The 21,646-nt window shown below is 63.9% G+C and carries 21 protein-coding genes; 7 read left to right on the plus strand and 14 right to left on the minus strand.

Annotation, left to right across the window (positions count from 1 at the left end):
- Position 1 precedes the first annotated feature (1 nt).
- From coaE to yacG, 3 genes are all read left to right on the plus strand, one after another.
- Complete coding sequence (gene coaE / locus HGB41_RS20605; RefSeq protein WP_171087973.1) at positions 2 to 625, plus strand: dephospho-CoA kinase; 624 nt, start codon at positions 2 to 4, stop codon at positions 623 to 625.
- 94 nt (positions 626 to 719) lie between these two features.
- Positions 720 to 1,475 carry a cell division protein ZapD gene (zapD, locus tag HGB41_RS20610; protein ID WP_171087974.1) on the plus strand — a complete coding sequence of 252 codons (756 nt, stop codon included), beginning with the start codon at positions 720 to 722 and terminating at the stop codon, positions 1,473 to 1,475.
- Between the two features lie 18 nt (positions 1,476 to 1,493).
- Positions 1,494 to 1,676, plus strand: coding sequence for a DNA gyrase inhibitor YacG (yacG, locus tag HGB41_RS20615; protein ID WP_171087976.1), 183 nt, complete (start codon positions 1,494 to 1,496; stop codon positions 1,674 to 1,676).
- 352 nt (positions 1,677 to 2,028) lie between these two features.
- On the opposite strand, the gene HGB41_RS20620 is transcribed toward yacG, so the two are convergent.
- The 3 genes from HGB41_RS20620 to argJ are packed head-to-tail and all read right to left on the minus strand — an operon-like array spanning position 2,029 to position 4,568.
- On the minus strand, positions 2,029 to 2,436 hold the full coding sequence (locus HGB41_RS20620; protein WP_171087979.1) for an NUDIX domain-containing protein: 408 nt from the start codon (positions 2,434 to 2,436) through the stop codon (positions 2,029 to 2,031).
- Entirely contained in the window at positions 2,429 to 3,319 is an 891-nt protein-coding gene (locus HGB41_RS20625; RefSeq protein ID WP_171087982.1) for an ATP-binding protein, read from the minus strand. The genes HGB41_RS20620 and HGB41_RS20625 overlap by 8 nt, the downstream gene beginning before the upstream one ends.
- 10 nt (positions 3,320 to 3,329) lie before the next feature.
- Entirely contained in the window at positions 3,330 to 4,568 is a 1,239-nt protein-coding gene (gene argJ, locus HGB41_RS20630) for a bifunctional glutamate N-acetyltransferase/amino-acid acetyltransferase ArgJ (protein WP_171087984.1), read from the minus strand.
- A gap of 355 nt (positions 4,569 to 4,923) precedes the next feature.
- Here argJ and HGB41_RS20635 point away from each other — a divergent pair, with 355 nt between their 5' ends.
- Entirely contained in the window at positions 4,924 to 5,649 is a 726-nt protein-coding gene (locus HGB41_RS20635; RefSeq protein ID WP_171087986.1) for a transglycosylase SLT domain-containing protein, read from the plus strand.
- A 23-nt stretch (positions 5,650 to 5,672) separates the two neighbouring features.
- Positions 5,673 to 6,701 (plus strand): peptidoglycan recognition protein family protein, encoded by a 1,029-nt coding sequence (locus tag HGB41_RS20640; protein WP_171087989.1) that lies wholly within the window; start codon positions 5,673 to 5,675, stop codon positions 6,699 to 6,701.
- A 57-nt stretch (positions 6,702 to 6,758) separates the two neighbouring features.
- Here the strand turns inward: HGB41_RS20640 and HGB41_RS20645 are convergent, their stop codons facing one another.
- Positions 6,759 to 7,244, minus strand: coding sequence for an Lrp/AsnC ligand binding domain-containing protein (locus HGB41_RS20645; protein ID WP_171087991.1), 486 nt, complete (start codon positions 7,242 to 7,244; stop codon positions 6,759 to 6,761).
- Positions 7,245 to 7,362: 118 nt separating this feature from the next.
- On the opposite strand from HGB41_RS20645, the gene HGB41_RS20650 reads away from it, so the two are divergent.
- Positions 7,363 to 8,652: a D-amino acid dehydrogenase gene (locus HGB41_RS20650; RefSeq protein WP_171087992.1), complete on the plus strand. Its 1,290-nt coding sequence runs from the start codon at positions 7,363 to 7,365 to the stop codon at positions 8,650 to 8,652.
- Between the two features lie 278 nt (positions 8,653 to 8,930).
- Here the strand turns inward: HGB41_RS20650 and secA are convergent, their stop codons facing one another.
- Positions 8,931 to 11,714, minus strand: coding sequence for a preprotein translocase subunit SecA (gene secA / locus HGB41_RS20655; RefSeq protein WP_171088001.1), 2,784 nt, complete (start codon positions 11,712 to 11,714; stop codon positions 8,931 to 8,933).
- A 315-nt stretch (positions 11,715 to 12,029) separates the two neighbouring features.
- Between secA and HGB41_RS20660 the strand changes: the two genes are divergently transcribed.
- Entirely contained in the window at positions 12,030 to 12,494 is a 465-nt protein-coding gene (locus tag HGB41_RS20660) for a DciA family protein (RefSeq protein WP_371868562.1), read from the plus strand.
- A gap of 199 nt (positions 12,495 to 12,693) precedes the next feature.
- Here HGB41_RS20660 and lpxC read toward each other — a convergent pair whose 3' ends face one another.
- From lpxC to murC, 9 genes are all read right to left on the minus strand, one after another.
- Entirely contained in the window at positions 12,694 to 13,629 is a 936-nt protein-coding gene (lpxC, locus tag HGB41_RS20665; RefSeq protein ID WP_171088003.1) for a UDP-3-O-acyl-N-acetylglucosamine deacetylase, read from the minus strand.
- 51 nt (positions 13,630 to 13,680) lie between these two features.
- Positions 13,681 to 14,523 carry a DMT family transporter gene (locus HGB41_RS20670; RefSeq protein WP_171088062.1) on the minus strand — a complete coding sequence of 281 codons (843 nt, stop codon included), beginning with the start codon at positions 14,521 to 14,523 and terminating at the stop codon, positions 13,681 to 13,683.
- A 49-nt stretch (positions 14,524 to 14,572) separates the two neighbouring features.
- Positions 14,573 to 15,022 (minus strand): GNAT family N-acetyltransferase, encoded by a 450-nt coding sequence (locus HGB41_RS20675; RefSeq protein WP_171088005.1) that lies wholly within the window; start codon positions 15,020 to 15,022, stop codon positions 14,573 to 14,575.
- A 48-nt stretch (positions 15,023 to 15,070) separates the two neighbouring features.
- Entirely contained in the window at positions 15,071 to 15,574 is a 504-nt protein-coding gene (locus HGB41_RS20680) for a peroxiredoxin (RefSeq protein WP_171088007.1), read from the minus strand.
- Positions 15,575 to 15,820: 246 nt separating this feature from the next.
- A complete protein-coding gene (gene ftsZ / locus HGB41_RS20685; protein ID WP_171088009.1) occupies positions 15,821 to 17,017 on the minus strand; it encodes a cell division protein FtsZ in 1,197 nt (398 codons plus the stop codon).
- A 169-nt stretch (positions 17,018 to 17,186) separates the two neighbouring features.
- Positions 17,187 to 18,419 carry a cell division protein FtsA gene (gene ftsA, locus HGB41_RS20690; RefSeq protein WP_171088011.1) on the minus strand — a complete coding sequence of 411 codons (1,233 nt, stop codon included), beginning with the start codon at positions 18,417 to 18,419 and terminating at the stop codon, positions 17,187 to 17,189.
- A 13-nt stretch (positions 18,420 to 18,432) separates the two neighbouring features.
- Positions 18,433 to 19,257, minus strand: coding sequence for a cell division protein FtsQ/DivIB (locus tag HGB41_RS20695; protein ID WP_171088013.1), 825 nt, complete (start codon positions 19,255 to 19,257; stop codon positions 18,433 to 18,435).
- A gap of 6 nt (positions 19,258 to 19,263) precedes the next feature.
- Positions 19,264 to 20,253: a D-alanine--D-alanine ligase gene (locus tag HGB41_RS20700; RefSeq protein WP_371868563.1), complete on the minus strand. Its 990-nt coding sequence runs from the start codon at positions 20,251 to 20,253 to the stop codon at positions 19,264 to 19,266.
- A gap of 4 nt (positions 20,254 to 20,257) precedes the next feature.
- Positions 20,258 to 21,646, minus strand: a complete 1,389-nt coding sequence (gene murC, locus HGB41_RS20705) for a UDP-N-acetylmuramate--L-alanine ligase (RefSeq protein ID WP_171088017.1) — start codon at positions 21,644 to 21,646, stop codon at positions 20,258 to 20,260.

Consider the following 21,646-nt stretch of genomic DNA (forward strand, 5'->3'; position numbering starts at 1 on the left):
CATGGACACCGCGCGCGCGTTCTCGGTCGGCCTCACCGGCGGCATCGGCTGCGGCAAGACCACCGTGGCCGACATGTTCGCCGCGTTGGGAGCGTCGGTCATCGACACCGATGCGATCGCGCATGCCTTGAGCGCGCCGCACGGCGCCGCGATGCCGGCCCTGCTGGCGGAGTTCGGCGACGATTTCGCTACCCCTGACGGCGCCCTCGACCGCGCGAAGATGCGCGCCCTGGTGTTTTCGGATGCCAGCGCGCGCGCGCGCCTGGAAGCCATCCTGCACCCGCGCATCCGCGACGCCACCGCCGCGGCGGCGGCCATCGCCACCGGCCACTACACCATCTTCGTGGTGCCGCTGCTGATCGAATCCGGCACCTGGCGCGAGCGCGTCACACGGGTGCTGGCGATCGATTGTCCGGAACAGGTGCAGGTGGCGCGCGTCATGGCCCGCAACAGTCTTTCGGAAGCCCAGGTGCGTGCCATCATGGCCGCCCAGGTTACGCGCGAGCAGCGCCGGGCGGCGGCCGACGACATCATCGTCAACGACGATGGACTGGAGCAGCTAGGCCCCCAGGTGGACGCCTTGCACGCCCGCTACCTGACCCTGGCCAGGGCCCGGGGAAAATGAAAACTCAACAAGTCAATGCGCTATTTGTAATTTTGCGCGGCATGGTTCAGAATCACGGGGTTGCTCTCCAGCCCACATTCAGGGGAATGTTACTTTGATCGTCTACGAATATCCTTTCAACGAGCGGATTCGCACGTTGTTGCGGCTGGAAGATTTGTACGAGAAATTCAAGTTCTTTGTGCAGCAAGAGCATCCGATGCAGCATCACGTGGCGCTCGCCACGATATTCGACATGCTGGAAGTGGCCGGCCGCGCCGACCTGAAATCCGACCTGTTGCAGGAACTCGAACGCCAGAAGCAAAGCCTGCTGAGCTACCGGAGCAACCCGAACGTGGCCGCCGAGGCGCTCGACGCCGTGCTGGCCGAACTCGACAGCGTCAGCAGCGCCCTGGTCGGGGCGCAGGGCAAGACCGGCCAGAACGTGCGCGATAATGAATGGCTGATGAGCATCCGCGGACGCACCATCATCCCGGGCGGCGCCTCCGAATTCGACCTGCCCTCTTACCATGCTTGGCAACAGCGCCCTACCGCGCAGCGCCATGCCGACATCATGAAGTGGTTCGCGCCGCTGGCGCCGCTGTTCGAGGCGCTGGCCCTGGTATTGCGCCTGCTGCGCGACTCCGGCGGCCCGGTCCCCATGGTGGCCACCGGCGGCAGCTACCAGCAGATGCTGCAGGGCAAGGTGTACCAGATGCTGCGCCTGTCGATCGACGAAACCCTGGGCGCGATCCCCGAGATCTCGGCCAATAAATACATGTTGTGGGTGCGCTTCACCAGCCAGGACGGCGACTGCAAGCCGAAGGCGCTGGAAGAAGACGTGGCCTTCGAGCTGACCCTCTGTAATTTCTGATTCTTGATTGGTAATGGTATGACTGTTGTTGCGTGCCCGACCTGCGGCAAGAAGGTCGAATGGATCCCGGCCAATAAATTCCGTCCGTTCTGCTCCGATCGTTGCAAGCAGATCGACCTGGGCGCCTGGGCCGAGGAAAAATACACGATCCCCGGCGCGGCGCCGAACGAAAACCAGGACGATCCGCTGGCCGACGAGTGATAGCGTCCGTTCAGGCCTGAATTGAACGCGCGGGCGGGGTAATTTCAGGCAATGCCCTAATGCCAGTCAATTAGTGAGAACCGTAGGGTGGGCGGCTTGTAATCTGGTCCACCGGACCAGATTACCCCACGCGGTGATAGTTGCAATATGAGCCGGCGCACGGGCTGCAGCACCGTAGTTTGAACGCGTGGGCAAGGTAAATCAGGGCAATGCCCTGATTTACGAATTGCCCACCCTACGAGTAACCGGCGGCTCTTAAGTGATCGGCATTAGGGCATTGCCCGGAATTACGAACGCCCGCGCGTTCAACAATCATTCGATCTCGCGAAACCTCGATCAGGCTGGCGTATCGCTACGCGAAGCGCAGCTTGTCCAGCCATTCCAGTAGCGGTATCGTCGCCGGCAAGAGCGGACTGACGCTGTAGGCGCCCTGCCAGGCAAAGGCTTGCCCTTCCAGGCTTTGCGGCTCGCCTTCCCACGCGCGGCAGATGTAGAAATACAGGCGCACGTGGGCATGCTCGTACACGTGTTCGACGCAGCACCATGGCTCGCCCTCTAACACCTGCACGCCCAGTTCTTCGACGAATTCGCGCTGCAGGGCGTGGAAGATGTCTTCGCCCTGCTCCACTTTCCCGCCCGGGAATTCCCAGTAGCCGGCATAAGGCTTGCCTTCGGGCCGCTGGCCCAGCAGCACGTCGCCGTTGGGACGCATCAGGATGCCGACCGCGACGTCGACCGGTTTTGCTTCTGCTTTACTCATTGTTTCCATTTTCCGGCAAGCGGCCGGCATAGTCCTTCGCAAACTGCCAGGCCACGCGGCCCGAACGCGAGCCGCGCTGCAGGGCCCATTGCAGCGCCTCCGGCCGCGCGGCCTCGATCTGCTGGGGCGTGCAGCCGAAGCTGGCCAGCCAGTGCGCGGCGATGCCGAGATAGTCGTCCTGCCGGAACGGATAAAAGGACAGCCACAGGCCGAAGCGCTCCGACAGCGAGATGCGTTCTTCCACGGTTTCGCCCGGGTGCAGGTCGCCGTCCTCGCCATGGCGGTAGCCGGCGTTGTCCGATTGCTTCTCGGGCATCAGGTGGCGCCGGTTCGAGGTCGCGTAGATCAGCACATTGTCCGACTGCGCCGCAATGCTGCCATCCAGCGCCACTTTCAATGCCTTGTAGCCCGCCTCCCCTTCTTCGAACGACAAATCGTCGCAGAAGACCACGAAGCGCTCCGGGCGTCCCGCCACCAGGTCGACGATGTCGGGCAGGTCGGCCAGGTCGGACTTGTCCACTTCGATCAGGCGCAGGCCTTCGCTTGCAAAGCCGTTCAGGCAGGCCTTGATCAGCGAGGACTTGCCGGTGCCGCGTGCGCCGGTCAGCAGCACGTTGTTGGCCGGGCGGCGCAGGACGAACTGGCGGGTGTTCTGCTCGATCTGGCGCTTTTGCGCATCGACGTGATGCAGGTCTTCCAGCCGGATGCTTGAGGCGTGCAGCACCGGCTGCAGGAATTTGCCGCCGCCGCTGGCACGCTTGCGCCAGCGGAAGGCGAAGCTGCGCTTCCAGTCCGGCTCGCGCGGCACGGCGGGGGGCAGCACCGCTTCCACCCGCGCCAGCAGGGCTTCGGCGCGGTGCAGGAATTGCTCCAGTGGCGTCATCGTGTACCGGTTACGAACGATAGTCGGCGTTGATCGACACGTAGTCGTGCGACAAATCGCAGGTCCAGACCGTGGCCGCGGCCTCGCCACGTCCAAGCGTCACGCGCACGGTGATCTCGGACTGCTTCATGACGCGCTGGCCGTCTTCTTCCTTGTAGTCCGGGTTGCGACCGCCGTTCTTGGCCACCCACACGTCGTCCAGGTACATGTCGAGCCTGGTCACGTCGAGGTCGTCCACGCCGGCATAGCCGACCGCGGCCAGGATGCGGCCCAGGTTCGGGTCCGACGCGAAGAAGGCGGTCTTCACCAGCGGCGAGTGGGCGATCGAATAGGCGATCTTGCGGCATTCCTCGACGTCGCGGCCCCCTTCCACCGTGATGGTCATGAACTTGGTCGCACCTTCGCCGTCGCGGATGATTTGCTGCGCCAGGTTGCGCGAGATGCTTGTTACGGCATCCTTCAGCGCTTCGTACTCGAAGCCCGTGGCGGCATCGACCGACAGGGAGCCGGCGCCGGTGGCCACGATGATGAAGGAGTCGTTGGTCGAGGTGTCGCCGTCGATGGTAATGCTGTTGAACGAATGGTCGGCCGCATGCTTCACCAGCTGGTCGAGCACCGGCTGCGCCACGCGGGCGTCGATCGCCAGGTAGCCGAGCATGGTCGCCATGTTCGGCTTGATCATGCCGGCGCCCTTGCTGATGCCGGTCATGGTCACGGCATGGCCGCCGATGGTCACGGTGCTCGATGCGGCCTTCGGCTGGGTATCGGTGGTCATGATCGCCTCGGCGGCGTTGAACCAGTTGTCCGGCGTCAGGCTGGCCACTGCGGCCGGCAGGCCCGCGACGATCTTCGGCAGCGGCAGCGGCTCGAGGATCACGCCAGTGGAGAATGGCAGCACCTGCTGCGCATCGATGCCGAGCAGCCTGGCTACTTCGGCGCAGGTCGCCTGCGCATTGGCCAGGCCCGATTCGCCGGTGCCGGCGTTGGCGTTGCCGGTGTTGACCACCAGCGCGCGGATCGGCTTGCCGCCGCCCTTGACGGCGTCGAGGTTGGCCTTGCACACCTGGACCGGCGCAGCGCAGAAGCGGTTCTTGGTGAAGACGCCGGCGACGGTCGCGCCTTCGACCAGCTTCATCACGAGCAGGTCCTTGCGGTTGGGCTTCTTGATGCCGGCTTGGGCAAAGCCGATCTCGATACCGGCGACGGGTTTCAGGTCGGCTGCGACTGGCAGGGGGGAATTGACGGCCATGGCGATCTCATGTTCGAAGAATGGTGAATTCGATATTGTAACGCCAGCAGCGCCATGGGCGGGTTAGCCAGCCCACGGCGGCCGGGACAGCATTTTTCCGCGTCCACTTATGCGTATTGCATGAATCAATAACCGCCATTTAAGGACCCTTAATTCGGACTTATGTACCGACTTTCAGTGGCACCTTGCGCACGATTCATTTCTACCAAAATATTGTTTTTAATCAAATGCTTAGCGTTTCTTATTGCTGAATGTGCATATACTCGTCAGGCACGGAAACGGCTTCCGATTTCGCCGCTCCGGAGCACCCTCCCCGGCCGTTTGCCGGGGCATATCGATAAGACTGGAGACAAGAATGAAACATACCGTAAAGGTGCGGCTGCTGGTCGCGCTCTGTGCCGGACTGGCTGGATCGCCGCTGGCATTCGCCGATGGCAAACCGGCCGAGCTGACCGTCTCGGCCAAGCAGTACAAGCAGTATTTCAAGGACGCCTCGAACGAATTCAACGTGCCGGTCGAGCTGCTGCAATCGATCGCCTATGCGGAAACGCGCTGGCACCCGCACGTCCCCAAGGGCAGGCTCAAGAAAAACGGCGATCCCGAGGTCGAAGTCGAGTCGCACCACGGCATGCCGATCAGCTACGGCATCATGGGCCTGCGCAACGACGCCCATTTCGGCCAGTCGCTGGTCCAGGGTGCGGCGCTGCTGCGCGTCACGCCTGAGCAAGCAGCATCCGACACCCGCACCAACATCCGCGCCGCCGCCGCCCTGCTGGCCCAGCACGGCGCGCGCAAGAACAAGGCCTTCCCGATCGAAGACTGGGAAGGCGCCGTGGCCCGCTACAGCGGCATTCCCCAGCCCGAGATCGCGCAGATCTACAGCTACGAAGTCCTCACCGCGATCCGCCAGGGCCGCCGCAGCGACAAGTTCGAGATCGACCAGAAGCACGTCGAGATGGAAAAGGCCTACGGCAAGGACAAGCTGAAAAAGCTGTCCGCGCGCCGCATCACGGTCGAAACCGGCACGCCCGATCCGAAGATTTCGGCGCCGGATTTCCTTGATACCCCGAATAAAAAATAAAGCAGCATACGGAGACATCATTCATGAAAAACATCTTCCGCAGCGCGTTCGGCACCTCGTTTGCCAAACTACTCGCCAGCCTGTGCATCCTGGCCTCGGTGCAGCCGGCGCTCGCCTCCACCGACTACCCGCCGGCGATCTGGAACCCGGCCGCCAGCTGTAACTATTCGGCCCGCACCGCCGCCATCAGCCACGTCACCGTGCACACCACCCAGGGTTCCTACGCGGGGTCGATCTCGTGGTTCCAGAACTGCAGCGCCGGCGTCAGCGCGCACTATGTGATCCGCTCGTCGGACGGCCAGGTGACCCAGATGGTGAACGAGTCGGCCAAGGCCTGGCACGTCGGGAACTCGAACGGCTACACCGTCGGCATCGAGCACGAAGGCTATGTCGCCAACCCGTCGGCCTGGTACACCACCGCGATGTACACCGCCTCGGCGGCGCTCACGCGCGACATCCTGGCTTCGCGCAGCCTGGCGCAGAAAGTGTATGACGGCGCCAGCGGGTGGAATGCGGTGCCCTCGGACTCGCTGTTCAACGTCAAGGGCCATGTCAACTTCGCCAGCCAGAGCCACACCGACCCGGGTTCGGGCTGGGACTGGCCGCGCTACAAGTCGCTGGTCGCGGGCAGCACCGGCGGTGGCAGCACGCCCGCCACCTGGCCGCTGGTCCAGTACGGGAACACGGGCGAGCGCGTACGCACGATCCAGTACCTGCTGCAGCAATGGGGGTATTCGCTCACCGTCAACGCCAGCTTCGACACCGCCACCCAGACCGCGGTGAAGAACTTCCAGTCCTCGCATGGCCTGGGTTCGGACGGCGTGGTCGGCAACGCCACCTGGCCGGCGCTGGTCGTGCTCACCCAGCAGGGCGACTCCGGCGCCAAGGTGCGCGCGGTGCAAAGCCAGCTCAATGAAAGCGGTGCGGGCATCACGGTGGATGGCGCCTTCGGCCCGGCCACCGCGACGGCGGTGCGAAACTACCAGACCTCGAAGGGGCTGAGCGCCGACGGCATCGTCGGCGACGATACCTGGAACAAGATGGCCTGGTAAGCCGTTCTTTTCACGCATGCGCGCCGGACCTGATCGCGGGCGCGCATGCCCTTCCCTTCAGCGCGGGATCGACAGCGCCAGCGTTTCCTTCAGCTCTTCCATCACCACATAGCTCTTCGACTGGCCCGCGTCGGCCACGTGCAGGATCTCGCCCAGCAGCCGGCGGTATTCCGACATTTCCGGGATGCGCGCCTTGATCAAATAATCGAAGTCGCCCGACACCAGATGGCATTCCATCACCTCGGGAATGCCCAGCATGGCGCGGCGGAAGCGATCAAAAGCCTTTTCGGATTTCTGGTGCAGGGTGATCTCGACGAAGACCAGGATCTGCAGCCCCATCGCCTGCGGGTTGACCCGCGCGTGGTAGCCGGCGATCACGCCGTCGCGCTCCATCCGCTTGACCCGCTCGATGCAGGGCGTCAGCGACAGCCCCACCTGCTCGGCCAGGTCTTTCATGACGATCCGGGCGTCGTCCTGCAGGATGGACAGGATGTGCAGGTCGATCTTGTCGAGGACGCGGTGGGAATTCTTTTGGATGCGCATGATTTTTCACTGAAAACCGGTGTAATAACAGGATCAATTATTCCACTACCCGCGGTAGGATGGCAATCTTTTCTAAATCCGGCTTTTTTACTTCTCCTTTTCAGGAATCAGGGACAACATGCGCGTTCTCGTACTCGGCAGCGGCGTGGTGGGCGTGACCACCGCATACTATCTGGCCAAGGCTGGCCACGACGTCACCGTCATCGACCGTCAACCCGGCCCTGCCATGGAGACGAGTTTCGCCAATGCCGGCCAGATTTCGCCGGGCTATGCGTCGCCCTGGGCGGCGCCGGGCATCCCGCTCAAGGCCGCGAAATGGCTGTTCCAGCGCCATGCGCCGCTGGCGATCCGCCCTGACGGTTCGCTGTTCCAGCTGCAGTGGATGTGGCAGATGGTCCGCAACTGCACGGCCGACCGGTATGCGGTCAACAAGGAGCGCATGGTGCGCCTGGCCGAATTCAGCCGCGACTGCATCCGCGAACTGCGCCGCGAGACCGGCATCGAGTACGAAGGCCGCGACAAGGGCACCGTGCAGCTGTTCCGCACCCAGCAGCAATTCGACAGCGCGGCCAAGGACATCGAGATCCTGAAGCAGGCCGGCGTCGAATACGAACTGCTGGCCGGCCGTGAGCTGGGCAAGGCCGAACCGGCCCTGGGCAATCATGGCACCCTGGTCGGCGGCCTGCGCCTGCCGAACGACGAAACCGGCGACTGCCAGCTGTTCACCACCCGCCTGACCGCGATGGCGCGCGACCTCGGCGTGCGTTTTGAATTCGACACCGGCGTCAAGCAACTGCTCACCAGCGGCGACCAGATCAACGGCGTACGCACCGACAAGGGCGTGATGACGGCCGACCGCTACGTGCTGGCGCTCGGCAGCTATTCGCGCCTGCTGCTCAAGGAGTTCTTCAATGTGCCGGTCTATCCGCTGAAGGGCTATTCGATCACGGTGCCGATCACGGACGCCAGCCGCGCGCCGGAATCGACCATCCTGGACGAGACCTACAAGATCGCGGTCACCCGTTTCGAAGACCGCATCCGCGTCGGCGGCATGGCTGAAATCGCCGGCTACAGCAACTACCTGAACCCGGCGCGCCGCGAGACGCTCGAGATGGTCGTCAACGACCTGTTCCCGGGCGCCGGCGACACCAGCCAGGCCGCCTTCTGGACCGGCCTGCGCGCGATGACCCCGGACAGCACCCCTGTCGTCGGCGCCACGCCGCTGCGCAACCTGTTCCTGAACACCGGCCACGGCACCCTGGGCTGGACCATGGCCTGCGGTTCGGCCAGCGTGATTGCCGACCTGGTGAGCGGCAAGAAGCCGGCGATTCGCGCCGACGACCTGGCGGTGTTCCGTTATGCGGGTGCGGAGCCGGGTGGGATGCAGCCGGAGCTGGTGAAGGCGTAAGTTGGGCGTTCGCGGTATTCGTTGACGCTAGGTGTACGCATATAAACTTGGAGTAGATGATGCCAGTGGCATCATCTACGCCTGCGCCGGGAGTCATTGCCGCCAGTGGCGCGAATGACGGTTTTGAGGGTGACGTGGAAATCGCGCCGCTCGACATTCCGACAGCTTAGATCAACGTCGTCCCGCCGCTGGCCGGGACCTAAGTTCCAAGCATCGCCACTAACATAAAAAAACGGCCGGGTTTCCCCGGCCGTTTTCCGTTAACATTCACCCAGCAATCAAGCCAGCTTCCCGTGGCACTGCTTGAACTTCTTCCCGCTGCCGCAAGGGCAAGGGTCGTTGCGGCCGACCTTCACGCCCATATAGGTGTTGTGGTCTTCCGGTGACACCGGCTCTGCGCCCGCGCCCATCGGGTTCGGGTTAAACAGCTCTTCCGGCGCCGCCGACGGGTTGAAGTCGGCGTGCTGGTAGTTGATGTTTTCCAGCTGCGCTGCCTGGGCCGCCATTGCGGCTTCGACTGCATCGACTTCTTCGCGGCTCTGGATGCGGACCGTCATCACGGTGCGGATCACTTCGTTCTTGATCTGGTCCAGCATGCTGCTGAACAGCTCGAAGGCTTCGCGCTTGTATTCCTGCTTCGGGTTCTTCTGGGCATAGCCGCGCAGGTGGATACCCTGGCGCAGGTGGTCCAGCGCCGCCAGGTGCTCGCGCCAGTGGGTGTCGACGCTCTGCAGCATGACATTGCGCTCGAAGCCGCCGAAGGATTCCTTGCCCACCACGCCGACCTTGGCGTCGTAGGACTGCTCGGCGGCCTTGAGCACGCGATCGAGGACGTCGTCGTCGTTCAGGTTCGGTTCGTCCTTGAGCATCTGCTCCAGCGGCACCACCAGGTTCCACTCGGCGGCCAGGGTCGATTCCAGCGCCTTGATGTCCCACTGCTCTTCCACCGACTCGGCCGGCACGAAGCCGCGCACCACATCGGTGAACACGCCATTGCGCAGCGAGACGATCAGGTCGGTCATCTCGGTCGATTCGAGCAGCTCGTTACGCTGGGTGTAGATCACCTTGCGCTGGTCGTTGGCGACGTCGTCGTATTCGAGCAGCTGCTTGCGGATGTCGAAGTTGCGTGCCTCGACCTTGCGCTGGGCGGTCTCGATCGAACGGGTCACGATGCCCGCCTCGATCGGTTCGCCTTCCGGCATCTTCAGGCGCTCCATGATCGAACGCACGCGGTCGCCCGCGAAGATGCGCAGCAGCGGATCGTCCAGGCACAGGTAGAAGCGGGAGGAACCCGGATCGCCCTGGCGTCCAGAACGGCCGCGCAGCTGGTTGTCGACCCGGCGCGATTCGTGGCGCTCGGTACCGATGATGTGCAGGCCGCCGGCGTTCACCACGTGGTCGTGCAGCGACTGCCATTCGTCGCGCAGGGTCTGCGACTGGGCTGCCTTGTCGGCATCCGCCAGCGCGTCGTTCGCTTCGATCAGCTGGATCTGCTTCTCGACCATGCCGCCCAGGACGATGTCGGTACCGCGGCCCGCCATGTTGGTGGCGATGGTGATCATCTTCGGACGGCCCGCCTGCGCGATGATTTCCGCTTCACGCGCGTGCTGCTTCGCGTTCAGGACGTTGTGCGGCAGGCTGGCCTTGTTCAGGATGCCGGACAGCAGTTCCGAGTTCTCGATCGAGGTGGTGCCCACCAGCACCGGCTGGCCGCGCTCGTAGCAGTCGCGGATGTCGATCAGCATCGCGTTGTACTTTTCCTCGGCCGACTTGTAGACCTGGTCCTGGCGGTCCTTGCGGGCCGACGGCTTGTTCGGCGGGACGACCACGGTCTCGAGGCCGTAGATTTCCTGGAATTCGTAGGCTTCGGTGTCGGCCGTACCGGTCATGCCGGACAGCTTGTTATACATACGGAAGTAATTCTGGAAGGTGATCGAGGCCAGGGTCTGGTTCTCGTTCTGGATGCGCACGCCTTCCTTGGCTTCGACGGCCTGGTGCAGGCCATCCGACCAGCGGCGGCCGGTCATCAGGCGGCCGGTGAATTCGTCGACGATCACCACTTCGTTGTTCTGCACCACGTAGTGCTGGTCCTTGTGATACAGGACGTGGGCGCGCAGCGCCGCGTACAGGTGGTGGATCAGGGTGATGTTGGCGGCGTCATACAGCGAGGCGCCTTCCGGCAGCAGGCCCCACTGGGTCAGGATGCCTTCGGCCTTTTCGTGGCCGGCTTCGGTCAGCAGCACGGTGTGCGCTTTTTCGTCCTTGATATAGTCGCCCGGGACTTCGACCTGGCCCTTGCCGTCCGGGGTTTCTTCGCCGACCTGCAAGGTCAATAGCGGCGGCAGGTCGTTCAGACGGTGATACAGGTCGGTGTGGTTCTCGGCCTGGCCGGAGATGATCAGCGGGGTACGCGCTTCGTCGATCAGGATCGAGTCGACTTCATCGACCACGGCGAAGTTCAGGCTGCGCTGCACGCGTTCGCGCGCCTCGTAGACCATGTTGTCGCGCAGGTAGTCGAAACCGAATTCGTTGTTGGTGCCGTAGGTGATGTCCGAGGCGTAGGCGGTCTGCTTGCTGTCGTGATCTAACTGCGACAGGTTCACGCCGGTGGACAGGCCCAGCCAGCCATACAGGCGGCCCATCGATTCGGCATCGCGCTGCGCCAGGTAATCGTTGACGGTAATGACGTGCACGCCGGTGCCGGCCAGGGCGTTCAGGTAGACCGGCAGGGTCGCCATCAGGGTCTTGCCCTCGCCGGTGCCCATTTCGGCAATCTTGCCCTGGTGCAGGACCATGCCGCCGATCAGCTGCACATCGAAATGGCGCATCTTCATGACGCGCTTGGCTGCTTCGCGGCAGACGGCAAACGCTTCGGGCAGGATGTCGTCGAGCGACTCGCCCTTGCCCAGACGGTCCTTGAATTCAGGCGTCTTCGCCTGGAGTTCGGTGTCGGACAACTTTTCCATCTGCGGCTCGAGCGCGTTGATCTGACGCACGGTCTTGTGGTATTGCTTGAGCAGACGCTGATTACGGCTGCCGAAAATCTGGGTCAGGAATGACATGCTAACTCTACAAAAAATACGCCGCGAAAAGAGCCCGGGAGGACGGTTGAACACATCCGCCGAAGACCGCCTATGGCAAAAAGCTACTGATTTTATCATGCGATCCGGCCACACTTGGGGGTAATGGGCAGGATAACAAGACTGCTGAGCAGTAAGATGTTATCAAATTGCACTGAATATCGCCGTTTGGCCCCGTGCGATGGCGACCAGCGCTGTCATCCGGGGTTTGCGCGGGCCCGGTACACGGTTGCCGCAAACCTGTGCGTGTTTGTGTGATATGTTGCGGGCATATCGGCTTCCCTTCCCCATCCTCCAGTGCACATCTACGGTACCAAGAACCGGCAGACCTCGATCGTCGCGACCGACTTCCTGCGTGGCAACGAACGCATGGCCAGCCTCCTGCCCGCCGCCATGCGCATGGCGCGCCTGCAGTCGGACTGCGCGGCGATCCTGCCTGCGCTGGCCGGCAATACCGACGTGGTCTCGTTCCAGGATGGCGCGCTGGTGCTGGCTGTGCCGAGCTCGGCAGTGGCGGCGAGGGTGAAACAGATGGCGCCAAAGCTGCAGGCCGCCCTGCTCGGGCGCGGCTGGCAGGTGGAATCGGTCAAGCTGAAGGTGCAGGTGGCGCGGGCCATGCCGCAAAAGCCGGAAATGCGCAGCCTGGAGCTGCCGCCGACGGCGGTGCAGGCCTTCGAGGAACTGGCCGAATCGCTGGAAGACACCGCGCAGAACAAGGAGCTGGTGGCGGCGCTACGCAGGCTGGCGGAGAAGCGGCGGTAGAGTACCGGCCGCTTATGAGCCGCCACTTACTCGTAGGGTGGGCAGGGCGCAGCAGGCCAGTGGCCTGCTGTGCGCCCACGCGTTCAACCAGCGGAATAATAGCCGCGCGGGCGGCTTCACCGTCATTAGAACGCGTGGGCAGAATCTGCCCACCCTACGGATGTCACGAACCAACCGGCACTGGCAGGCCGCGAGCCGTTCAGGTCTGCGCCCACTCCCGCGTCATCTGCCGCACGTACGACGGCGGCGCATCGCCCAGCGAATCGAACTCCACCATCTCGTAGGCATCCGGCTGCGCCAGCAGCTTGCGCAGCAGTTCGTTGTTGAGTGCATGACCCGACTTGTGCGCCGTGTAGCTGGCCAGCAGCGGATGGCCGACGATGTACAAATCGCCAATCGCATCCAGGATCTTGTGGCGCACGAATTCGTCTTCGTAGCGCAGCCCGTCCGCATTCAGGATGCGGTACTCGTCCATCACGATCGCGTTTTCCAGCGAACCGCCGCGCGCCAGGCCCAGGCCGCGCAGGGTTTCCACGTCCTGCATGAAGCCGAAGGTGCGCGCGCGCGCTACGTCGTGCACGTAGGAGACGTCGCCGAAATCGACCGAGGCGCGCTGCATGGTGCCGTCCACGGCCGGGTGGTTGAATTCGATGAAGAAGTCGAGCTTGAAGCCCTCGTACGGCGACAGGCGCGCCCACTTTTCGCCGGCACCGGTGCCCTGGCGGATCTCGACCTCTTTCAGCACGCGGATGAATTTCTTGGGCGCGTCCTGCTCTTCCACGCCAGCCTGCTGCAGCAGGTAGACAAAGGAGGCGGCCGAGCCGTCCATGATCGGGATTTCTTCGGCGGTCACGTCGACCACCAGGTTGTCGATGCCCAGGCCGGCGCAGGCCGACATCAGGTGTTCGACGGTGGACACGCGCGCGCCGTCCTTGATCAGGACCGTGGCCATGCGGGTCTCGCCGACCACGTCGGCGGCGCTCGGGATGGAGACGATCGGGTCGTAGTCGACGCGGCGGAAGGTGATGCCGGCGCCCGGCGCGGCCGGACGCAGGGTCAGCTCGACCTTGGTGCCCGAGTGCACGCCCACACCGGTAGTGCGGACGACCTGTTTGATGGTTCGTTGTTTCAGCATCCGGCGATTATAGCCCAGCGCTTTTTACGGCGCTGAGGGCCCTCGGCAGAGCTAGGGATGCTCGGCTTCGACGTGGTCTTTTTCGTGGCGCAGCAGATACAGGCCGCTGCCGATGATGATCGCCGCGCCAATCATGGTGTAGCCGTCGGGCAGGGTTTGCCACAATAGCCAGTCCAGGCCCACGGCCCAGGCCAGCGCCGTGTATTCGAAGGGCGCAATGCTCGAGGCCTCGCCCTTGGCAAAGGCTTCGGTGATCGCCAGCTGGCCGATGAAGCCGGTGAACGACAGGGCCGCAAGCAGCGGCAGGTCGGCCATGCTCAAGGCCACCCAGCCCGGCGCGGCCAGCGCGCTGGCGCCGACCGCCACCATCACCATCAGCCAGAACACCATGTGCTCGTTGCGGTCGGTGCGCGCCAGGATGCCGACCGTGATCGCCGATACCGCATACATGGCGGCTGCGCCGAGGATCGCGAGCCCGCCGATGGTCAGGAAGCCGGCGCCGGTCGGGCGCAGCACCACCAGCACGCCGCCCAGGCCCACCACGATCGCGATCCAGCGCGCCGCGCCCACGCGCTCTTTCAGGAACCAGACCGACAGGGCGGTGATGAGGGCCGGCGAGACGAAGAAGATGGTGTAGGCCTCGGCCAGCGACAGGTTACGGATGCCGAAGGCGAAGAAGGTCAGCATCGCGATGCCGAGCACCCCGCGCAGCAGGTGCAGCGGCCAGCGGACCTTGAAGATGTCGCGGTAGCCGACCCGCACGCCGACATAGATCGCCACCAGCGGCAGCGAAGTGAGCGAGCGCAGCGCCGCGACCTGGATCGCCGGGTAGCGCGCGGTGAGCAGCTTCATCACCGTGTCCATCAGCGCGAACATGAACACGGCCAGTGCCATCGCGTAGATGCTGTACAGGTTACCGGCGGGTCGCTTCACGGGCGGTCCTTCACAAGGGTTTTTCCATGAACAGGCTGAGCGGATCCGGCCCGTAGTCGCCGAAGGGTTCGCAGCGGACGAAGCCGAAGCGCTCGTACAGTCCAATCGCTTCCGGCTGGTGGATGCCGGTTTCCAGTTTCAAGGTGTTCACGCCGGACATCCGGGCAAAGGTCGCCAGCTGCTCCAGCAGCTTGCGCCCGGTGCCGCGGCCGCGGCGCGTTTCATCCACCACCATGCGCTTGATCTCGCCGTAGCCCTCGCGCCGGACCAGCGCCGCGCAGCCGACCGCGGCGCCGTCGACGTCGCGCGCAACCAGGAACAGCACGTCGCCGGCCAGCAGCGAGGCGATGTCCATCAGGTGGTTCGATTCGGCCGGATACAGCGACGCGCAATACGCATCGAGCTTGTCCAGCATGGCCCGTACGTCTAGCTGGTCGGGGGTTTCGGCATTGATGATCATGGGATGAAAAACGGCGCCGCGGCGCCGTTTGAAGTGGTGCAGGCTGGATCAGCCCAGTTGTTCGAGCATCTTCTCGGCGCCCGAAACTTCGAAACCGGCGGTTTCGACGTTCAGCCCTTTGACGACGCCGTCTTCGACCAGCATCGAGTAACGCTGCGAGCGGGTGCCCATGCCATGCTTCGAGAAGTCGGCGTCCAGGCCCAGTGCTTTCGAGAAGGCGGCGTTACCGTCTGCCATCATGCGCACGGTGCCGGTGGCCTTCTGGTCACGGCCCCAGGCGCCCATCACGAAGGCGTCGTTGACCGAGATGCACCAGATTTCATCGACGCCCTTGGCCTTCAGTGCTTCCGCGTGCTGCACATAGCCCGGTACGTGCTGGGCCGAGCAGGTCGGGGTGTAGGCGCCCGGCAGGCCGAAGATGACGATCTTCTTGCCCGCGGCCAGGTCGCGCACCTGGAAGGTATTCGGGCCGAGCGCGCAGCCTGCGGTCTCAAGCTCGATGAATTCTGCAAGGGTGCCTTCCGGCAGGCGATCGCCGATCTGGATGGTCATGGGGTGTGCTCCTTCGTGTTTTGAGAATCTGGCAATTATCGCCGATGTGGGAAGAGCTTGCAGGGGAAGCATTCAGATACCATTGAATCGACCGTTATCTTAAAGACCGTCATCCCGGCCTGCGCCGGGATGACGGTCTCAAGGTTGCGGGTAACAGGAAGCGTCAAGGTGAGCGCAAAAAGTCCGCCACAAAAACAAAAAGGCCAGCTTTCGCTGGCCTTTTCACTTCCCAACCGACTTTAAAAATCAGTCAGCCTGCTTGCGCAGGAACGCCGGGATGTCGTAGGTCTCGACACCATTACGCTGCATGGCCTGCACCTGCTCCGATGCCTGCTCGCGGCGCCACACGGCCGGCTGCTTCATGCCGCCCAGTGCGTCGCCGCTGGCCGAACCCATGGTCAGGCCGCCGGCGACCGCCGACGAACCGGCCATTACCGGGGCGTTGTAGGTGCCGGTGCGCAGGACCTGCTGCGGCTGGACCAGCTGCATCTTCTTGGTCTTGCCCAGGCCGGTCGCGACCACGGTCACGCGGATCTCGTCGCCCATCGAGTCGTCGTAGGCGATGCCCTGGGCGATCGACGCGTCCGGCGCGGCGAAGGCGCGCACGGCGGCCATGACTTCCTTGATCTCTTTACCTTTCAGGCCACGGCTTGCGGTCACGTTGACCAGCACACCCTTGGCGCCCGACAGGTCGATACCGTCCAGCAGCGGCGACGCCACGGCCTGTTCGGCGGCGATGCGTGCGCGGTCGACGCCGGCGGCGGTCGCGGTGCCCATCATGGCCTTGCCCTGCTCGCTCATGATGGTCTTCACGTCATTGAAGTCGACGTTGATGTGGCCCGGCACGTTGATGATCTCGGCGATACCGGCAACCGCGTTGTTCAGGACGTCGTCGGCGTGCTTCATCCACTCCAGCATGCTTTCGTCTTCGTAGATGTCTTCCAGTTTTTCGTTCAGGATGACGATCAGGGAGTCGACGTGCTTGCTCAGTTCTTCCAGGCCGGCTTCCGCCACCTGCATGCACTTGTCGCCTTCGTAGGAGAACGGCTTGGAGACCACGGCAACGGTCAGCGCACCCATGCTCTTGGCCACTTCGGCAACGATCGGCGCAGCGCCGGTACCGGTGCCGCCGCCCATGCCGGCCGCGATGAAGACCATGTGCGCGCCGCGCAGTGCGTCTTCGATGCGCGAGCGGGTCTGCTCGGCGAGCTGGCGACCGACTTCCGGACGCATGCCGGCGCCCAGGCCCGAATCGCCGATCTGGATGATGTTGTTCGCGCCCGACACTGCAAGTGCCTGCGCATCCGTGTTTGCGGCGATGAACTCGACACCGGACACACCCTTGTTGATCATGTGCTGAACCGCGTTGCCGCCGGCGCCGCCGACGCCGACAACTTTGATGACGGTTCCCAGTGCTGCGTTATCGACCATATCGAACTCCATGATGTCACTCCCAATATTCAGTGCCGCTTCCGTTGCGGGGATTTGCCAGGCCCCTGACAGGCCCCGCAACCGGAAACAGCGATTGTATGTAAAAAATCTTAACCCGTGAACGTTTTGTTGCTGACGTACTGAAAAATTTCGCGCCTTGTTTCGTAACCCAGTTCGTATCTTAGAAATTCCCTGCGATCCATTCCTTCATGCGCTGCCAGACTGCCTTCACCGAACCATCCTGACGCGTGACGATATGACCGCGCAGGTATTGCTTCTTCGCTTCCAGCAGCAGGCCGAGCACCGTGGCGTAGCGGGGGCTGCGCACGACGTCGGCCAACTGGCCGCGGTAGTCCGGCGTGCCGAGGCGCGCCGGTTTGAGGAAAATGTCTTCGGCCATTTCGATCATGCCGGGCATGATCGAGCTGCCGCCGGTGAGCACGATGCCCGACGAGAGCACGCCCTCGTAGCCGGACTCGCGCACCACCGTGTGCACCATCGCAAACAGTTCTTCGACGCGCGGCTCGATCACGGCCGCCAAGGCCTGGCGCGACAGCGCGCGCGGGCCGCGGTCGCCCAGTCCCGGCACCTCGAGCGTCTCGCCCGGGTCGGCCAGCACCTGCTTGGCCACGCCGTAGCGGATCTTGATGTCCTCGGCCTCGCCGGTCGGCGTGCGCAGGGCCATCGCGATGTCGCTGGTGATCTGGTCGCCGGCAATCGGCAGCACCGCGGTGTGGCGGATCGCGCCGTCGGAGAACACGGCGATGTCGGTAGTGCCGCCGCCGATGTCGATCAGGACCACGCCCAGTTCCTTTTCGTCGACCGTCAGCACCGAATCGGCCGAGGCCATCGGCTGCAGGATCAGGTCCGACACCTCGAGTCCACAACGGCGGACGCACTTTACTATGTTCTGCACTGCGGACACCGCACCGGTGACGATGTGCACGCGCACTTCCAGGCGGATGCCGCTCATGCCGATCGGCTCGCGCACGTCTTCCTGGTTATCGACGATGAATTCCTGCGGCACCGTGTGCAGCAATTGCTGGTCGGTCGGGATGTTCACCGCCTTGGCGGTCTCGATCACGCGCGCCACGTCGGTGGCGGTGACTTCCTTGTCCTTGATCGCAACCATGCCGCTCGAATTGAACGAACGGATATGGCTGCCGGCGATGCCAGCATAGACATTGCGGATCTTGCAGTCGGCCATCAGCTCCGCTTCTTCGAGCGCGCGCTGGATCGACTCGACGGTGGCCTCGATGTTGACGACCACGCCTTTCTTCAATCCTTTCGACTCGTGCTGACCGAGGCCGATCACCTCGTGGCGTCCATCGGACATCACTTCGGCCACGACCGCCACCACCTTCGAGGTGCCGATGTCGAGGCCGACGATCAGGTTCTTCGCGTCTTTTGTCATTGCTGTTGCCTGCTTATGTTTGCTTGGTTGTCTTGTTGATCGGAGTTGTTTTTTTCTTTACAGCCTTGACCGGCTTGGTGGCGTCGAGCGGCACGCTCAAGGCCGCCGACGACAGCGCCAGTCCGTTCTGGTAGCGCATGTCGATCGTGTCGATCCGGCCTTCCTGCAGCCGCGCGACCAGCTGCGGGTAGACGCCGACCAGGCGCTGCACGCGCTTCTTCAGCGTGTCGCGGTCCTGTTCGCGGCCGAGCGCCACGCTCATGCCGTTATCCAGTTTTACGGTCCAGGCATAGCGATCCGACAGCGTCAGCTGCAGCGGCGCCAGCTGTACCGGCGCGAACAGCGAACGCAGCTCGGTAAAGCGGGCCAGCACTTCCTTCTCGGTCCCCAGCGGGCCTTCGAAGGCCGGCAGCGGATGGTCGTCGTCGGCTTCGGCCAGGTTGGCGGTAAACACGTCGCCCTTGACCGACAGCAGGCGGCCATCCTCGCCCCAGGTGCCGAGCGCCTCATGCTCTTCGACTTCGACGACCAGCTGGTTCGGCCATTCGCGGCGCACCGTGGCGCGCCGCACCCATGGCACGGTTTCAAACGTTCCGCGCACCTGTTCCAGGTCGGTTGTAAAGAAGTTGCCGCGAATTTTGCCGATGACGCCATTGCGTACCGTGAGTTCGTTCACGTGGCGCAGGTCGATCCCGTACATGCTTTCCACCGTCACCGCGCGCAGCGAGAACATGGGGCGCTGCGACAGCCACCATACGCCGGACGCCAGGCCGGCGAGCACCGTCAGCGCCACCAGGGAGCTGGCGGTTGCGTTCAGGGCGCGGACGTCATGCCACATCGGCGTTTAACCTTTCGCCTTCGGCATCGGCATCTTCAGGCGGCTCGACGCCAGGATCTCGATGCACAGGTCTTCGTAGCTGATGCCCACCGCACGCGCGGCCATCGGCACCAGCGAGTGCGAGGTCATGCCCGGCGAGGTGTTCACCTCGAGCAGGAAAGGACGCATATCGCTTTCGCGCACCAGCACGTCGACCCGGCCCCAGCCTTCGCAGCCGAGCGCGCGGTAGGCGTTCACGGCATGGCGCTGGATTTCCTCGGTCAGGACGGCATCGAGCGGCGCCGGGCAGTGGTATTGGGTGGTGTCGGTGAAATACTTGTTCTGGTAGTCGTAATTGCCTTCCGGGGCCACGATCTCGACGATCGGCAGCGCACGCGCCGTGGCGCCCTGCCCCAGCACGGCCACGGTGAACTCGCGGCCGGTCACGAATTCCTCGGCCAGCACGACTTCGTCGAAACCTGCGGCGAGTTCTACGGCCGCCTTCAGTTCCTCCGCCACGTTCACCTTGGTGATGCCGATGGTGGAGCCTTCGAGCGGCGGCTTGACGATCAGCGGCAGGCCAAGTGCGACCAGGACTTCGTCGAGGTCGGTGTTCTTGTCGATCGACACGTAGTCAGGCGTCGGGATCTCGTCGATCTTCCAGATCTTCTTGGTGGTGATCTTGTCCATGCCGACGCTCGATGCCATCACGCCGCTGCCGGTATACGGGATGCCGAGCTGCTCGAGGGCGCCCTGCAGGCTGCCGTCTTCGCCGTAGCGGCCGTGCAGCGCGATGAAGACGCGGTCAAAACGCTGTTCTGCCAGTTCGGCCAGGCTCTGGGTGCCCGGATCAAAGGCATGGGCATCGATGCCGCGGCTTTGCAGCGCGGCCAGCACGCCGGTGCCGGACATGATCGACACGTCGCGCTCGGCGGAGCGGCCGCCGAACAATACGCCGACCTTGCCGAAGGCGGACGGGTCGAAACTGGTAGGTGCGTTCACGGCAGGAGTGTTCACGTGATTAAGCCTTTGCATTGGTCAGTTGGTGGGGAATGCCGCTGATCGAGCCGGCGCCCATCGTGAGGACGACGTCGCCGTCGCGCGCCGCATTCAGGATCGCGGCCGGCATGTCGGCGATCGTCTCCACGAAAATTGGCTCTAGCTTGCCGCTCGTACGCAGCGCGCGCGCCAGGGCGCGGCCGTCGGCAGCCACGATCGGCGCTTCGCCGGCCGGGTAGACGTCGGCCAGCAGCAGTACGTCGGGGGTGGCCAGCACTTTCACGAAATCTTCGAATAAATCGCGCGTGCGGCTGTAGCGGTGCGGCTGGAAGGCCAGCACCAGGCGGCGGCCCGGATAGGCGGCGCGCGCGGCGGCCAGGGTCACCTCGGTTTCCACCGGGTGGTGGCCGAAGTCGTCAACGAGGGTGAAGCTGCCGCCGCTCGGCAGGGCCACCTCGCCGTAGCGGGTGAAGCGGCGGCCGACGCCGCGGAATTCCAGCAGGCCCTGGGCGGTGGCCTCGTCGCTGATGCCGATCTCGCGGGCGATGGCGATCGCCGAGCAGGCGTTCAGCACGTTGTGCATGCCCGGCTGGTTCAGCACGAACTTGGTGTCGGGATAGCCGCGCTGGCGCACGGTGAAGTGCATGTGCACGCCATCGGCATAGGCGTCGAGAGCGCGCACTTCGGCTTCTTCCGAGAAGCCATAGGTCGTCACCGGCTTGGTCACCTGCGGCAGGATCGAGCGCACGTGCTGGTCGTCGATACACATCATCACGCGGCCGTAGAACGGCAGGCGGTGGGTGAAGTGGACGAAGGCGGCCTTGAGCTTTTCGAAATCGTGCTCGTAGGTCTCCATGTGGTCGGCGTCGATGTTGGTGATCACCTCGATCATCGGCGACAGGTTCAGGAAGGAGGCATCCGACTCGTCGGCCTCGGCCACGATGTAGTCGCCCTGCCCCAGCTTGGCGTTGGCGCCGGCGGCCGTCAGTTTCCCGCCAATGACGAAAGTCGGGTCCATGCCGCCCTCGGCCAGCACCGAGGCCACCAGGCTGGTGGTGGTGGTCTTGCCGTGGGTGCCGGCAATGGCGATGCCGCGCTTCAGGCGCATCAGTTCGCCGAGCATGATCGCGCGCGGCACCAGCGGAATCTTGGCGGCGCGGGCGGCCACGACTTCCGGGTTGGACTCATTGACGGCGGTCGAGGTCACGACCACGTCGGCGCCGATCACGTGTTCGGCTGAGTGGCCAGTGTAGACGCGCGCGCCGAGGTCGGCCAGGCGCTGGCTGGCGGCATTGCTCGACAGGTCGGAGCCCGACACGTTATAGCCGAGGTTGACCAGCACTTCGGCGATGCCGCTCATGCCGCTGCCGCCGATACCGACGAAATGGATATTCTTGATCTTATGCTTCAT

Origin of the sequence: Telluria aromaticivorans, from assembly GCF_013003915.1 — a bacterium.
In the GTDB taxonomy this organism is placed as follows: domain Bacteria; phylum Pseudomonadota; class Gammaproteobacteria; order Burkholderiales; family Burkholderiaceae_D; genus Telluria; species Telluria aromaticivorans.

Coding starts and splice junctions, on each gene's coding strand:
- coaE (WP_171087973.1), top strand. CDS start 2: ATGGACACCGCGCGCGCGTTCTCGGTCGGCCTCACCGGCGGCATCGGC.
- yacG (WP_171087976.1), top strand. CDS start 1,494: ATGACTGTTGTTGCGTGCCCGACCTGCGGCAAGAAGGTCGAATGGATC.
- HGB41_RS20620 (WP_171087979.1), bottom strand. CDS start 2,436: ATGAGTAAAGCAGAAGCAAAACCGGTCGACGTCGCGGTCGGCATCCTG.
- HGB41_RS20625 (WP_171087982.1), bottom strand. CDS start 3,319: ATGACGCCACTGGAGCAATTCCTGCACCGCGCCGAAGCCCTGCTGGCG.
- argJ (WP_171087984.1), bottom strand. CDS start 4,568: ATGGCCGTCAATTCCCCCCTGCCAGTCGCAGCCGACCTGAAACCCGTC.
- HGB41_RS20635 (WP_171087986.1), top strand. CDS start 4,924: ATGAAACATACCGTAAAGGTGCGGCTGCTGGTCGCGCTCTGTGCCGGA.
- HGB41_RS20640 (WP_171087989.1), top strand. CDS start 5,673: ATGAAAAACATCTTCCGCAGCGCGTTCGGCACCTCGTTTGCCAAACTA.
- HGB41_RS20645 (WP_171087991.1), bottom strand. CDS start 7,244: ATGCGCATCCAAAAGAATTCCCACCGCGTCCTCGACAAGATCGACCTG.
- HGB41_RS20650 (WP_171087992.1), top strand. CDS start 7,363: ATGCGCGTTCTCGTACTCGGCAGCGGCGTGGTGGGCGTGACCACCGCA.
- secA (WP_171088001.1), bottom strand. CDS start 11,714: ATGTCATTCCTGACCCAGATTTTCGGCAGCCGTAATCAGCGTCTGCTC.
- lpxC (WP_171088003.1), bottom strand. CDS start 13,629: ATGCTGAAACAACGAACCATCAAACAGGTCGTCCGCACTACCGGTGTG.
- HGB41_RS20670 (WP_171088062.1), bottom strand. CDS start 14,523: ATGGCACTGGCCGTGTTCATGTTCGCGCTGATGGACACGGTGATGAAG.
- HGB41_RS20675 (WP_171088005.1), bottom strand. CDS start 15,022: ATGATCATCAATGCCGAAACCCCCGACCAGCTAGACGTACGGGCCATG.
- HGB41_RS20680 (WP_171088007.1), bottom strand. CDS start 15,574: ATGACCATCCAGATCGGCGATCGCCTGCCGGAAGGCACCCTTGCAGAA.
- ftsZ (WP_171088009.1), bottom strand. CDS start 17,017: ATGGAGTTCGATATGGTCGATAACGCAGCACTGGGAACCGTCATCAAA.
- ftsA (WP_171088011.1), bottom strand. CDS start 18,419: ATGACAAAAGACGCGAAGAACCTGATCGTCGGCCTCGACATCGGCACC.
- HGB41_RS20695 (WP_171088013.1), bottom strand. CDS start 19,257: ATGTGGCATGACGTCCGCGCCCTGAACGCAACCGCCAGCTCCCTGGTG.
- murC (WP_171088017.1), bottom strand. CDS start 21,646: ATGAAGCATAAGATCAAGAATATCCATTTCGTCGGTATCGGCGGCAGC.